At 30.1% G+C, this 13,973-nt stretch carries 14 protein-coding genes; 3 read left to right on the top strand and 11 right to left on the bottom strand.

Annotated elements, in window-relative coordinates; genetic code table 11:
• Positions 1-193: 193 nt before the first annotated feature.
• From KQI89_RS08990 to KQI89_RS08970, 5 genes are all read right to left on the bottom strand, one after another.
• Positions 194-1,609, bottom strand: a complete 1,416-nt coding sequence (locus tag KQI89_RS08990) for a sensor histidine kinase (RefSeq protein ID WP_032120529.1) — start codon at positions 1,607-1,609, stop codon at positions 194-196.
• Between the two features lie 15 nt (positions 1,610-1,624).
• Positions 1,625-2,203: an ANTAR domain-containing response regulator gene (locus KQI89_RS08985; RefSeq protein ID WP_216456826.1), complete on the bottom strand. Its 579-nt coding sequence runs from the start codon at positions 2,201-2,203 to the stop codon at positions 1,625-1,627.
• A gap of 78 nt (positions 2,204-2,281) precedes the next feature.
• Positions 2,282-2,716, bottom strand: coding sequence for a EutP/PduV family microcompartment system protein (locus tag KQI89_RS08980; RefSeq protein WP_096877946.1), 435 nt, complete (start codon positions 2,714-2,716; stop codon positions 2,282-2,284).
• 12 nt (positions 2,717-2,728) lie between these two features.
• A complete protein-coding gene (gene eutS / locus KQI89_RS08975) occupies positions 2,729-3,073 on the bottom strand; it encodes an ethanolamine utilization microcompartment protein EutS (protein ID WP_246583043.1) in 345 nt (114 codons plus the stop codon).
• A 197-nt stretch (positions 3,074-3,270) separates the two neighbouring features.
• Entirely contained in the window at positions 3,271-4,440 is a 1,170-nt protein-coding gene (locus KQI89_RS08970) for a 1-propanol dehydrogenase PduQ (RefSeq protein WP_216456824.1), read from the bottom strand.
• Positions 4,441-4,933: 493 nt separating this feature from the next.
• Here KQI89_RS08970 and KQI89_RS08965 point away from each other — a divergent pair, with 493 nt between their 5' ends.
• From KQI89_RS08965 to KQI89_RS08955, 3 genes are all read left to right on the top strand, one after another.
• Positions 4,934-7,642: a sigma-54-dependent transcriptional regulator gene (locus tag KQI89_RS08965; protein WP_216456823.1), complete on the top strand. Its 2,709-nt coding sequence runs from the start codon at positions 4,934-4,936 to the stop codon at positions 7,640-7,642.
• Positions 7,643-7,848: 206 nt separating this feature from the next.
• The gene (locus KQI89_RS08960) at positions 7,849-8,160 is read left to right on the top strand and encodes a PTS sugar transporter subunit IIB (RefSeq protein ID WP_032120518.1); all 312 of its coding nucleotides are present in this window, start codon (positions 7,849-7,851) and stop codon (positions 8,158-8,160) included.
• 47 nt (positions 8,161-8,207) lie between these two features.
• Complete coding sequence (locus KQI89_RS08955) at positions 8,208-8,513, top strand: PTS lactose/cellobiose transporter subunit IIA (protein WP_216456822.1); 306 nt, start codon at positions 8,208-8,210, stop codon at positions 8,511-8,513.
• A 44-nt stretch (positions 8,514-8,557) separates the two neighbouring features.
• Here KQI89_RS08955 and KQI89_RS08950 read toward each other — a convergent pair whose 3' ends face one another.
• The 6 genes from KQI89_RS08950 to KQI89_RS08925 are packed head-to-tail and all read right to left on the bottom strand — an operon-like array spanning position 8,558 to position 13,967.
• Positions 8,558-9,571, bottom strand: coding sequence for a sugar kinase (locus KQI89_RS08950; RefSeq protein WP_216456821.1), 1,014 nt, complete (start codon positions 9,569-9,571; stop codon positions 8,558-8,560).
• Positions 9,572-9,577: 6 nt separating this feature from the next.
• A complete protein-coding gene (dagF, locus tag KQI89_RS08945) occupies positions 9,578-10,318 on the bottom strand; it encodes a 2-dehydro-3-deoxy-phosphogluconate aldolase (RefSeq protein ID WP_216456820.1) in 741 nt (246 codons plus the stop codon).
• A gap of 2 nt (positions 10,319-10,320) precedes the next feature.
• The gene (locus tag KQI89_RS08940) at positions 10,321-11,439 is read right to left on the bottom strand and encodes a DgaE family pyridoxal phosphate-dependent ammonia lyase (RefSeq protein WP_216456819.1); all 1,119 of its coding nucleotides are present in this window, start codon (positions 11,437-11,439) and stop codon (positions 10,321-10,323) included.
• A complete protein-coding gene (locus KQI89_RS08935) occupies positions 11,439-12,560 on the bottom strand; it encodes an amidohydrolase/deacetylase family metallohydrolase (RefSeq protein WP_216456818.1) in 1,122 nt (373 codons plus the stop codon). Before KQI89_RS08935 ends, KQI89_RS08940 begins: the two co-directional genes overlap by 1 nt.
• 2 nt (positions 12,561-12,562) lie before the next feature.
• A complete protein-coding gene (locus tag KQI89_RS08930; protein WP_216456817.1) occupies positions 12,563-13,660 on the bottom strand; it encodes a DUF871 domain-containing protein in 1,098 nt (365 codons plus the stop codon).
• 1 nt (position 13,661) lies between these two features.
• Positions 13,662-13,967: a hypothetical protein gene (locus KQI89_RS08925; protein WP_216456816.1), complete on the bottom strand. Its 306-nt coding sequence runs from the start codon at positions 13,965-13,967 to the stop codon at positions 13,662-13,664.
• Positions 13,968-13,973: the final 6 nt, after the last annotated feature.

Here is a 13,973-nt window from a genome sequence, read left to right as displayed (position 1 = left end):
TTTTAATATTTATTAAATTTATGAAAAATAAAGTTTAATTTTTCACAAATTTGCTAAAGTTAGGTGTAAAATATCTATTTATAAAATAAAGCCCAAAATATTCATTAGCACATATTAAAATGTTATCTAATAAATATTTTGGGCTTCATTGCCTTTTATACACAAAAACATCTTTGTCTTTGAGTTACTATATTTAATTTTTAAAGTCAAAAGTAATAGTAGTTCCATTGGCTGTGGATTGAATATCTAGCTGTCCTTTTAGCTTATCTGAAACTAAACTATTAATTATCATAAGCCCTAGACTACTTTGCGATACAGAAGCCACATTAAATCCAATTCCATCATCAATTACAGATATCTTTGAGTAAACATTTCCTTTTTCTACTTCCACTATTATCTTTCCATTTTCTCTACCTACAAAAGCATGTTTTAAACAATTTTGTATAGCTTCATTTACTATTAATGATATAGCTGTAGATTTATCTGAACTAATAGTTAAGTCATCCCCTATAACTTCAATTACTAAATTTAAGTTTTCGTTTTTTTCAAAACTTATCATATAAGATTTAATCTTATTTATAACTTCTTTTATATTAACATCATCAATACCTTCTTTAGCAAGCATTTCATGGGTTATAGCTATACTTAAAATCCTATTTATACTATCATCTATAGCTGCTCTAAACTCTTTTCCTTTAATCCTTCTGGATTGAAGTCTTAAAAGGCTTGCTATGGTTTGAAGATTATTTTTTACCCTGTGATGAATTTCTTTTATTACTACAGATTTTAAAACAAGTTCTCTTTCTTTTTCTTTTAAATCTGTAATATCTCTTACAAGCATTACTAACTTTAAAACTTTACTGCTTTGGACAATGTACTTTATTTGAAAAGACATCTCCCCAATATCTATCTCCTCTGAATCTATAGCCTTCCCTTCAATTAGTTCAGCTATAGTATACTTGGATAAAGATAGGTTTGAAAAATCCATACCAACTAATTCCTGATGATACCCAAGTTTATTGTATAATTCTTCAGCTACAGGGTTCTTAAACCTTAAAACTCCATCCTCATCAAATATGAGTATGGCATCATCTATATGGTATGTTATGTTTCCATCTCCAAGTCTTCCTTTTTTGCCTTCTATCTGAGATAATAACTCCTCATTGGTTTCTGCCAATATCTCTAGTTTTTTACTTCCCTTTAAATCTTCAGTAACATCTTGTTCTGAAATAATAACTGCAATAACTTTATCATTATGATTTTTTATTGGTTCAACGTTTTGTTTAACCAATATATCCTCTTGTGTAGTAGCCTTTATGTCCCTTGAAGGTATACCTGTCTGCAATGTCCTTAGTACAGCTGGTTCATTTTCTCTTATAGCAAGTTTACCTACAACCTCTTCTTTATAAAAAGATTGTGCTCCTCTAGTCTTTGCACTTGCAACTACTATGGCTGCATTTTTGTCATTTTTCACCATGCAATCTATAAAAACATCTGCTTTTGCAGAATCAGCTACAAATTGAAGGGTCTTTGCTATACTTTGTATTATTTCAATATCACTCTCATTTAAAGAAGTATACTTTAGACATATATCCCTTATTTTTTCCATATCTATTCCTACTTTTTAAGTTTCTTCTTCACTAATTATTATTATTCTAGCTATTTCTTCCATAGTTGTTCTCTTTTTCATGCTTATATCTCTTATATGTATGTAAGCATCATTTTCAGACATCCCATTTTTAATCATAAGTATGCCTTTAGCTTTTTCTATGATTTTTCGTGATTCTAATTTTTTTTCTAAAACTTTAACATTTTTCTTTATCTCTTTAATTTCCTTATGTCTTGATAAACAAACTTCTATAGTTGCAACTAAAGACTTGTTATCTATAGGTTTTACTAAATAACCTATAACCCCTACCTCTTTAGCTTTTTCTATAAAGCTTTTGTCACTATAAGCACTTAAAAGTATTATCTCACAAGCCAGTTCCTCTTTTAAAATTATCTTAGCTGCATTTAAACCATCTAAAAGCGGCATTTTTATATCCATGATTATTAAATCTGGCAAATGTTTTCTAGCAAGTTCTATAACGTCAAACCCATCTGAAGCTTCAGCTACTACATTGTAACCTTCTTCTTCTAACATTTCCCTTAAATCCATTCTTGTAATAGGTTCATCATCGGCTATTACAATCCTTTTCGCCATTTTATTCCACCTCTTTTGGATAAATATATTTGAATATAAGTGTAAGGTATTTCTTTAAAATCATTTTATCATAAAACTTTAATCAAAATCCAAATATTTTTTTAATTCCTCAATTTTTTCATTATTTATAGCGCTTACACCAAATACATATTGTGCCCCTGCTGAGGATAAAAATTCTTCACTTCTTTTTAAGTTTTCTTCGCTTTCGCATAAATCAATTTTAGTACAAATACCTATAACTTCCTTATTAAACATATTACCAAAACTCGGTGGAAAACTGCTTGTTTCATCAGTGGAATCCTGAACTAATCCAATTACGTCTGCATCTGCTGATGTTACTACTAGTGCATTATAGTACACTTTATTATCAATATACTCTCCTGGTGTATCTATTATATAGTCATCAAACTCTATAGACTGAGTTTTCTTATATTCTATTATTTCATTTTTTAGAGCTTGAGTTAATGTAGTTTTTCCTGCTCCAATAGATCCTATAAGCATTATTTTTTTCAATACTTCTTCCCCCTAGGATTTTGTTATATCTGTAATAGAAAAATGTAAAATGTTTTTAAGTACATTGCAAACTTCTCTTAAAGAAGCCTCTACACTTGAAACATCTCCAGTTACTATTAAAGATCCACTAAACCTATCTACAAAACCTATCTCAACTCCAGCTGCTTTAGTTGCAACATCTGCTGCTATTATAGCTGCCTCGCTTGGGGTTATTGTTAGTATTCCTATTGCCTCTGAACCTTCTTCTTTAAGTCCTAATTTTTTATATATTGATTTATTAGGATGTGCAATTAAGTGAGCTAATGTAACTTGTTTTCCAGGTACGTATTCCTGTATAACTCTTTGCTTTTCTTCCAAACTTCCCACCCCACTCCTATTTAAAAGTATAAAAAGCCCCTTAAATAACAATCAATGTATTTTAAGGAGCTCCATTGCTCTAATTAATAATCGTACGCCATTGCACAATTAATATTTATTAACTTATACTGAAATTATAATATTAAATACTTTAATTGTCAAATGTTTTTGAAAACCTTTTTAAGTTTATATCTCAATTATTTTCCTTCGTATACTTTTTTAAACAATATATTAAGTTCTTCCACTGTTGGCTTCCTTGGACTAGTTGCTGTGCAGCCATCATTTAATGCAATCTTTGAAAGATCTTCTATATTGTCTTCAAAATCTTTTTTACTTATATTAACTTCTTTAATACTAGATGGTATCCCTAAAGATTTTCTTAGGGAATTTATAGCTCTTATTAAAGCTTTAACCCCTTCTCTAACATTATTGCTGCTTGTTAGGTTTAAAAATCTAGCGATTTCAGCATATCTTTTTGCAGTATCACTATATTCATTTCTGTTATTAAAGCTTAAATCTGCATTGTATTCTATAACATATGGTAATAATATTGCATTTGCCTTTCCATGAGGGATATGGAATCTGCCACCTAATATGTGTGCCATACTATGGTTTATTCCAAGGGAAGCATTGGTAAATGCCATTCCTGCTATACAAGAAGCATTATGCATTTTTTCTCTTGCCTCTAAATCCTCTCCATTTTTATATGCCTTTTCTAAGTAATTAAATACTAATTTTATAGCCTTTTCAGCTAAAGCATCACTAAAATCAGAATGTTCTGTAGACACATACGCCTCTATGGCATGAGTTAGAACATCCATACCTGTATCCGCAGTTATAAAGTTCGGAACTGTTTTTACAAGATTTGCATCTAATATAGCCATATCTGGTACCATGGATTCCTCAACTAATGGATACTTAACATTATGTTTTTTATCAGTTATAACTGAAAATGCTGTAACTTCAGAGCCTGTGCCACTAGTTGTTGGTATAGCTATAAATACAACTTTTTTATGTTCTACACCTTGATTTAACCCTTTACTTATAAGACTTCTAAAATAAATTATAGCCTTAGCTGCGTCAATTGCAGAACCGCCCCCTAGTGCAATTACTGCTTCCGGATTGAATTCATCCATTTTTTTAATACCCTTTGAAACTATTTCAAGTGGTGGATCTGGAACTATGTCTGAAAAAATAGCAAATTCAATATTTGCAGCCTCTAAATTTTCTGTAACTTTATTTATTGTTCCTGAGGTCACCATAAATGGATCTGTTACAATAAATACTCTTTTGCAATCAAGTTTTCTAAGTTCTTCAAGCTTTCCAGCTCCAAAATAAACATTAGGTCCTACTTTAAAATTACTCATACTTTCACTTCCTAAATATAGATTTTAAGTTAATAAAAAAATAAAAGCCCCCTAAGAAAATCTTAAGGAGCTTCATCACTCTTTATAATTGCACGCCATTGTGCAACTTTATCTTTATAAAATTGTATGACATTACTTTATAAACTTGTACACATTTATTTTATAACTTTATAATATTACTGTCAAGGTGTTTTACATCATTTCAACTTAGGTCATACCCTCATTGAGTATAAAAGTATTAACGTTAATTCATCTAAAATATACTATACAAATTTTTAATTTATATAAAACAATCCACAATCCTCCCCCTATAATAGCACTAGGCTGTGGAAAATATCTTAAGTATAATTTGAAGCTTTAATATCTCAACCCTAAATAGAGATATTAAAATTTATGATTTCATTATAGTCATTCTAAAATAATAGTATATAAAGTTGTCTATGATATAATTGATAATAACACTACATTTATCTTATGTATTTGGAGGACATTAATGAAAAAAATTGATAAAGTTTATAGGCTTCTACAGGATTTAGAATCTCAGGGCAAAGAAAATATTTCAGCAGAAGAGCTTATGCAACACTTAAATCTTGATAGAACCAGCATAAGTCGTTACCTTAACGAACTATTTAGAAAAGGTAAAGTTATAAAAATTAATAGTAGACCTGTTTTGTATTCTTTAGCAAAAGAAGAGGCATCTTCAGAAAAAATAGATATAAAAGCAGGTAGCTTAGATAAGTTAATAGGTGCTGATTTTAGCCTTAAAATATCTATTCAGCAAGCCAAAGCTGCTATACTCTATCCTCCTACAGGACTTCACACTCTAATTTTGGGAGAAACAGGTGTAGGAAAATCTATGTTTGCAGAACTTATGTATGAGTTTTCTAAAGAATGTAATATACTTAAAAAAAATGCTCCTTTTATAAGGTTTAATTGTGCTGATTATGCAGATAATCCTCAATTACTTATAAGTCAGATATTCGGTGTTAAAAAGGGAGCTTATACTGGAGCTGATCATGATAAGGAAGGACTACTCACAAAAGCAAATAAGGGAATTCTATTTTTAGATGAAGTTCACCGTTTACCTCCTCAAGGACAAGAGATGCTATTTACGTTTATAGATAAGGGTTCCTTTAGACCTCTTGGAGAAACAGAAAATATTGTAAAAGTTCAGGTTCAAATAATTGCTGCTACTACGGAGTACTCAAAGTCTACTTTATTAAAAACCTTCCTTAGAAGAATTCCCATGGTTATAGAGTTACCTCCCCTTAGAGAAAGAAGTTTAGTGGAAAGATACTACCTATTAGTGGATTTTATAAAAGCAGAATCTAAGAGATTAAATAAGAGTATATATATAGATAAAAGTGCCTTAACTTCTTATCTACTATATGATTGCCCTAATAATATAGGTCAATTGAAAAGTAATATTCAGCTAGCTTCTGCAAAAGCCTTTTTAAAGTATAAAACTAATAATATTGGTCATATACTTATTGATCAGGAAGACTTAGAGCAAGAAGTAAAAAAGGGACTAATGAAAATTCAAGATTATAGAAAAGAGATTAATGAAATATTTAAAAATAAAGGTGATATTCTAAGATTTAATTATAGTGAAGAAGGTATTATAAATAATGAAATAATAAGCTTAGAAAATAATGAAAGTAGCGAGATCTTCTATGATGTTATAGAAAAGAAACTCTCTCTTCTAAAATCTCAAGGATTATCCGAAAAAGAAATAAATCAAATATTGAATATAGATATTGAAAGTTACTTTAGTAAATATATGAATAAGCTTCCAGAGAAGCTTCCTAAGGATCAGCTTTATAAATTTGTAACCATGGAAATAGGTGATACCGTGGAGGAAATCTTAAATGTGGCTAAGGAGAGATTAAATAAATCTTTCGATGAAAAGGTTTATATTGGTTTAGCTATACATCTTCAAGGTAGCATAGAAAGAATAAAAAATGGAAATAAAATTTATAATCCTAAACTTAATTTTATAAGAATACATTATTCTAGCGAATTTCTTGTGGCTATGGAACTTGCAAAAATAATAGATAGCAAATTTAATATAGAAATTCCTTTAGATGAAATTGGATATTTAGCTATGTTTTTAGCCTCTGATTTATATGAGTCCAAAATAAAAAAGGAATCAAAGGTAGGAATACTTGTAATAATGCACGGAGATTCTACTGCAAGTAGCATGGTGAGGGTTGCTAATTCCTTAATAGGAGAGGTATATACAGAAGCATTGGATATGCCTTTAACCATGAAAGCTGAAAAGATGTATGATGCTGCAAAAAATAAGATAATAGAAATGGATAAGGGTAAAGGCGTTCTTTTATTAGTAGACATGGGATCTCTTACAAACTTTGGAGAAATGATATCTGAAGAAACAGGAATAAGCATAAAAACTATTGATATGGTTAGTACGCCTATAGTAATCGAGGCTTGTAGTAAAGCACTTTTAGGAAGAGAGCTGCAATCAATTTATAAATCCTGCTTAGAATTAAGTAGGTGTAGGATTGAAACAAGAGGCAATAACTATAGTAAAAAAAAGTTTTTAATTATTACAGCTTGTTTTACAGGTGAGGGAGCTTCTGAAACCTTAAAGCAAATCCTAATTCAAAGTTTAACTAAATCCTATAATATAGAAATTATAGCCTTGAACATATTGGATCACAATGATTTTTTAACTCATGTTGATAGTTTAAGTGAAAAGTATAAGATTATTGCCCTGGTTGGTACTGTTAATATGTTTATTGAAAATATACCCTTTATTCCTGCACCAGATATTTTATCCGGTGAGGGAGTTAAGAAAATAAATAAATTAATAGAGGTTGAAGAAAACTATATGAAAATTGACCAGTCATTGAAAAATCATTTAAACCTTGATAATGTAGAAGACTTAGTTGAAGATTGTAGAGTTATTATTAGAAATACGGAAGAAATACTTAGTATAATTATAAACGAAGAAGCAAAGACAGGAATTATTCTGCATTTAGCCTTTATGATAGATAGAATTAAAAATAAAAATGGTACTCCAATAAAAGAAGACATTAATTCTATGAGAGACATTTATACTAAGGAGTTTATACTTATAAAACAAACTCTTAAACCTTTAGAAGAAAAATACGATGTAAATATAAATGATGATGAATTGGCTAATATAGTAAAAATTATAATAAACAATAATGAAAAATAATATATTTATACTACTGTGTAATTATATAATACCGTGCAATTATATTGAAATAGTGTGCTAGTTTTTAACACACTATTTCAATATTTTTTGCTTTAAAAGCTGATAATTAGGTGAAGTTGCACAGTTATATTTGGCATGCAATTTGCTTATTATATATGTGTAAGTAGTATAATATTTTTTAAAAAATTGATTAGGGGGAACAGTATATGATAAGAGTATTACTAGTTTGTTCAGCAGGTATGTCAACAAGTATGTTAGTAGCTAAAATGAGAACGGCTGCAGAGACCCAAGGTATAGAAGCAGAAATAAATGCAGTGGGTGAATCTCAAATCTCTAACTATGTAGATAAAATAGATGCATTATTACTTGGACCACAGGTTAGATTTTTACTTAATAAGGTAAAAGCAAATTTAGAACCTCAAGGTATACCAGTAGAGGTTATAAATAATATGGATTATGGCACTATGAATGGTGAAAAGGTATTAAAACAGGCCTTAGATATGATAAACAATAAGTAATAAGGTACTAAAAATAATAATATCCACAATAGAAAGAGGTAACTTAAATGGAGCAAATTGTTTTAAATCTTATAATGAACAGTGGAGATGCTAGAAGCTACGCAATGGAAGCTATACAATCCGCCAAAGATGGCGATTTTAATACTGCAGAAGATTTAATGAAAAAATGCAATGAGCAGTTAGATCATGCTCATTCCGCTCAGACTAGTCTTATTCAATCCGAGGCTAGTGGTAATAAAACAGAACTTTCATTACTTCTTGTACACGCTCAAGATCACCTCATGACAACACTAACACTAAAAGATCTAGCTTTAGAGATCATAGATATACACAAAAGAATAGATGCTAAATAAGAATAAAAAAGTAAAGAGCCAGCTTTAAAGCTAGCTCTTTACTTTTATCTAAATATATCTGTTTTATCTTTTTTCATTAATCTATAGATTGATTTCTTCCCTACTACAGGACTATCTCCATAGGTGGTATGAGCAAGAACAGCACTGCAAGTAGCAAATTCTAAAGCTTCAGACCTATCTAAGTTTTCAAGTATGGAATAAATTATGCCTGCAGCAAATCCATCACCAGCACCGATCCTATCTAAAACTTTAAGTTCATATTCACTACTTTCATGATATCCTTTATGGTCAATTAAATAACCCTTTATATATTGATGTTCACTAGATTGGATCCTTCTATTTGTTCCACAGATAGTCTGTATATTATATTTGCTTCTCATTTTTAATAATACATTACGTGAAATGTTTTCTTCTTTCTCATCTTTGTCCGGTTCCATTCCTAATATTAACCTGGCATCTTTATAACCAGCAAAGACTACAGTACAATATTTAAGAATTTCTTCATACTGTATCCTTGCAAAACTATAATCCTTATCACCCCATAAGGAAGGTCTATAATTAAAATCAAAGAATACCTTTATGTTTTTTTCATAGGCTTTTTTCGCTAGATTTATGGATAATTTTCTTGTATTATCATTAAGAGCAAGAGATATTCCACAAATATGAACAGCATCAACATCTTGTAATATTTCATCAAAATTATAATCTTCAATAGAGCTTTGACAAAAGGCACTATTTTGTCTGTTCATATAAGTTACTTCTGTGGCTCTAGGTCCAAAACCTGTTTCTAAGAAATATATTCCTATATAATCTCCACCAAAATTTATATAATCATCTTTCACACCTAATTTACGAAGATAAGCACTAGCCGCATAACCTACATTATTATTAGGAAGTTTGCTGGCTAAATAAGTTTCATAGCCCATTTGATATAAACCTGAAAGAATGTTTACCCCTGTTCCAGAAAAAATATATTTTAAATCCTCAGACTGTGAAAGCAGCTTATGGTCTGGAACCATAAGCCTCATCATAACTTCACCTAAAGCTAATACCTTCATATGAAATTACTCCACAACTCTTTTTATGATTTCATAGATTTTGATTATATCTTCTACCTTAGTTTTACCAGTAGCTTTATCTACTATAGAGGTGTAAACATGAGGAACAACTTTTTTTACTCCTGCTTTAAGAGCTATAGTAAGGATTTCTTCAAAGTTATCTAAATCTATTCCCCCAGTAGGTTCTAATATAAAGTCTTGTTTTGCACAAGCTTCTGCTAAGGATTTATATTCTTCTATAGTGCTTAATCCATTCATAGGAAAAAACTTAACAGAAGTTGCCCCCATATCCTTTAACATTTCAATAGCTGTTTCTACAGTTACAATACCATCTTCAGCTTTTGAACTTAAAGGACCAGTAGAAATTTTTACATAACCTACTTTTCCACAAGGAGATACTACAGCATTTACTAAGGTTTCATTTTGTCTTAATAAAGCACGAGTATAGCCTACAGCAGTAAATACTTGGTTTACGTGTTGAGGTTGTAACTCTTCAGATATTTCTGCTACCATCTTCCATTGCTTTGGATCTCCAGCACCTAATCCTACAGATACTGCATTATTAATTTCTTTAGAATATAATTTCATATCCTCTACAGCAGCTTCTACAGTAGGATAATTTTTTGATAGTAATCCTACTAATATATGCCCATCTATAGCCTCGTATATTTCTTTAGCATTTTCTATGGAGTTTGCAAGAACATTAATACATACTTTATCCTTATAAAAATTAGCTTGTTTTGTCATAGTTATTTACCTCCAATTATTTCTATAATTCTATCTTCAATAATCTTTAGTTCTTCATCACTAACACTTCTTATATCAATTTCTATTTTGCCCTGATTAGCTCTATAATCTCTAGTATATATTGCTATATCTCCTTCTTTTAATTCATTAGCTATATATTTAGCATTTAAATTTAGAACTTCACTATTAAAACTTAATTCACCTCTTACTATGTCTCTTCCAGAATCATCTTTTACAGACTTTGCTTCAACGCCATTTATCTTATTGAGTGTATTGATGAAGCCTTCTAATCTTTTATTAAGTTCTTCACCAGTAGTCTTTATGCTGTTTTCATATAGCTCGATAGCTCTAGTTAGACCTAAAATATTTTCTTTTCCAACCTTCATAGCTCTTCCGATACCTTGGCTTTGGAGCTTAATAAGATCGATATATTTCTTTTTACCTATTACTAACCCAGAAGTAGGACCTTCTATAGCTTTTGCTCCACTATAGATAACCACATCTGCACCTAGGTTATAGTATTTTTTTAAATCTTCTTCTGCAGCAGCATCAATAATAACAGGTAATTTATACTTTTCACCTAAGTCTACCAATTCTTTTATTTCTACCATACCCTTTTGTACACAGTGATGAGATTTTACGTACATTAGGGCTAGGGTATTTTCATTTATCAAAGCCTCAACATGTTCCTTTTTACATTGATTGGAGTAACCAGCTTCTCTAAGTAAACCTCCACCTAATTCTATCATGGTTTCTACAGGGCATCCATAGTCTACATTATGACCCTTAGGTAGTATTATCTCTCTAGGAACATCATATTTTCTACTATGAAGATTATAAATAATATCTAAATTATCCTTTGAAATCAATGAAGCAACACTTAAGGCAATACCCGCAGAAGCACTGGATACTATATAAGCAGATTCTACATTAAGTGTTTTAGCTATATAAGCTCCTGTTTTATCTAACAAATCCTTTATTTCAAAAAAGTTTGAAGCTCCTTTTTTCATATCCTGCACAACTTCTTCACTTAAAGTAGAAACTCCTAGTATGGTCATTTTTCCTGAAGCATTTATCACTTGCTTTAAACCATACTTTTCGTAAAGAGACAAATCACTCATTAAAGCTCAACCTCCTTTAAATCTATATATTCACCATTTAAAACCACAGCCAAAGGCATTACTTTTTTATTTCCTTTTACTACAGTGCCAAGAGAGTCTACAAGCTCTATTTCTTCATCATATAGAGTGAAAATAGTGATATCTGCATCCATATCTTTTTCTAAACGACCTTTCTTGGTTAGGTTAATAGCCTTTGCAGGATTTATTGTAACCAAAGGTATTATTTCCTCTAATGAATAACCTAGATACAAAAATTTTGATAGGGTAGTAGCCATATTAAACACTGGCCCATGAATTCTATTTCTAAAGTAGATATCAGTGCTTATGCTATGAGGATAAATTTTAGCACTTCTTCCCTGACCTGCTACCTTAAAGCTAAAACTCTCTTTTCCATGTCCTACATCTAAATGTAGACCCCTATCTAAAGCTTTCAAAAGTTCCTCTTTAGGAATACCCTCTTTATCAAACAAACCATTCTCTTTTCCATGATAACAGTGAGTTAGTATATCATCTTCACCTAATAAAGAAAGAATCCCCTCTATTTGTGGAGGCTTAGTTCCTATATGCACCATAAGAGGCATATGATCATTTTGATCCTTTGCTTCTAAAGCAAGCTTTAGAGGCAATATGCCATTATCTCCAACTACACTTTTACTCATCCTAGCTTTTAATCCAATTATAAAGTCTGGATATTTTTCTATACTGCTTTTTATTAATTTTAAATCTATATTACTTAAGTCTGATAGCTCATTTTGCTGAACTATACCAGTTTTAGATATATTTAAAAAAGCATAAACATTTGTTTTATATTGTTTTGATAAATTATAAAAATCTTCTATATTTAAAGCCCCAGCTGTACCAGTGTCCACTACAGTAGTTACCCCTGACTTTAAACCTATTTCATCAGGATTATCACTATATAGTTTTAATCCTGTATAGGAATGGGTATGCAAATCTATCCATCCTGCACTTACATACTGGTTATCCTTAAGCTCTATTATCTTTTTAAAATCATTTGTATTTATATTTTTATCTATATCTAATATAGTACCATTATGAATTGCAATATCATAAATTTCTCCAGATACTAATTTAGCCTTCTTTAATAATAAATCGTACATCTTTATTTACCTCTTTTTGAAACTAATTTAAATTTACTCCAAGGTTCTATAAAATCTAAGAGTATAAGTTCCTCTTTAGCTATTCTACCTACTAAATTTTTTCTTTCATCATAGCAATCCTCTAAGATTATTTGTAACTCCCCTTTGTATTTACCAAACTCATCATTACCTATAACTATATCTCCAGGTTTGAATTCAATTTTGTTATCATGCTCTGGAATGTTTTCTTTAGCATATTTTTTTCTTACTTCTGTAGATCTAGCCACTTGAGAAGATATGTCACCTCTTCTAAAATGTTGTTCTTTAAAAAGAATTGTTTTTTCAATATCAGAAGTATTTTCTAAAGTTTCCACTGACAGCTCTACTTGATATTTATTGATATTTGATAGTGCTTTAAGCTCTTTTTCAGAGGCATAGGCATTTCCTATTATTACATCATCTATTAATCCTGTAGCATATAGATGTTTTGCTTGAACCTCAATAGGTAGATTCCTATGACCTTCTAAAGTACATAACCCATCATTTATATTCCAAGGACCTATATTGGCATTTTTAGCGCTTACAAAAGCAGCAGTTCTAATACCATATTTTTTAAATCTCCTGCTGCACTTTAAAAAAAAGTCGTAAGGAAGTCCTGTACCCTTTTGTGGGTAAAAATTATGACAACCATATATGAAAGGAGTATTAGGTTTATACGTGATTATATTGTCTAAATAAGCCACATCATTACTCATGTTAAGTTCAATCTTTAAATGATATTCATTAAATGAAAGAAGAGCTTCTTTATTTCCATCAAAGCCTAAGTCAAGTCTTATACCATCAGCACCTAATTCATGAAAAAAACTTAAATTATCGTAAGAAATACCTAAGGAATCAAATATATTAGGAGCTATGTCCAATACTACTTCAAAATTAAAAGTCTTTGCATAGGAAATTATATTAGAAAAATGCTCCTTTATCTCTTCTTTAGAGTGAGAAACAGATAGCATACACATAAAAATTCTAGAAAATCCATATTTGGCTGCTAATTCTATATATTTTTTATCTTCTTCTATTACAGAGTGTTCAGGATATATTGATATACCTAGTCTACGTTCCATATTACATCCCTCCTTTAATTTTACTTAATTTATGTCTATAAAAAACATTAATGAAGCTAGCGTTTATTATAGTAACCAAACCCAAAAGTGTTGTAAAACCCTTTATATAAGCTGCTAGAGTTAAAAAAACAAACTCTATGGATAAGGTTATGAGCATCACAGGAAAAGTTCTTATTTTATCTTCTATTTTAATTATTAAATACTTCTCAAAAACAAGATGTGATACAAAAAAGGCCATAAGCATTAGTAATATATATATTCTCATAGATTTAATTGAGTAAAGGTATAATACTAAAAGACACAGCATTATACC

Origin of the sequence: Clostridium simiarum (assembly GCF_018919175.1) — a bacterium.
GTDB lineage: Bacteria > Bacillota > Clostridia > Clostridiales > Clostridiaceae > Clostridium_L > Clostridium_L simiarum.
Note: the sequence above shows the minus strand (reverse complement) of the source record. Positions and strands in the feature narration are given on the sequence as shown.

What these genes read in the sequence shown, in the direction of transcription:
- KQI89_RS08990 (WP_032120529.1), bottom strand. Translation starts at nt 1,609, where the DNA reads ATGGAAAAAATAAGGGATATATGTCTAAAGTATACTTCTTTAAATGAG.
- KQI89_RS08985 (WP_216456826.1), bottom strand. Translation starts at nt 2,203, where the DNA reads ATGGCGAAAAGGATTGTAATAGCCGATGATGAACCTATTACAAGAATG.
- KQI89_RS08970 (WP_216456824.1), bottom strand. Translation starts at nt 4,440, where the DNA reads ATGAGTAATTTTAAAGTAGGACCTAATGTTTATTTTGGAGCTGGAAAG.
- KQI89_RS08965 (WP_216456823.1), top strand. Translation starts at nt 4,934, where the DNA reads ATGAAAAAAATTGATAAAGTTTATAGGCTTCTACAGGATTTAGAATCT.
- KQI89_RS08960 (WP_032120518.1), top strand. Translation starts at nt 7,849, where the DNA reads ATGATAAGAGTATTACTAGTTTGTTCAGCAGGTATGTCAACAAGTATG.
- KQI89_RS08955 (WP_216456822.1), top strand. Translation starts at nt 8,208, where the DNA reads ATGGAGCAAATTGTTTTAAATCTTATAATGAACAGTGGAGATGCTAGA.
- KQI89_RS08950 (WP_216456821.1), bottom strand. Translation starts at nt 9,571, where the DNA reads ATGAAGGTATTAGCTTTAGGTGAAGTTATGATGAGGCTTATGGTTCCA.
- dagF (WP_216456820.1), bottom strand. Translation starts at nt 10,318, where the DNA reads ATGACAAAACAAGCTAATTTTTATAAGGATAAAGTATGTATTAATGTT.
- KQI89_RS08940 (WP_216456819.1), bottom strand. Translation starts at nt 11,439, where the DNA reads ATGAGTGATTTGTCTCTTTACGAAAAGTATGGTTTAAAGCAAGTGATA.
- KQI89_RS08935 (WP_216456818.1), bottom strand. Translation starts at nt 12,560, where the DNA reads ATGTACGATTTATTATTAAAGAAGGCTAAATTAGTATCTGGAGAAATT.
- KQI89_RS08930 (WP_216456817.1), bottom strand. Translation starts at nt 13,660, where the DNA reads ATGGAACGTAGACTAGGTATATCAATATATCCTGAACACTCTGTAATA.
- KQI89_RS08925 (WP_216456816.1), bottom strand. Translation starts at nt 13,967, where the DNA reads ATGCTGTGTCTTTTAGTATTATACCTTTACTCAATTAAATCTATGAGA.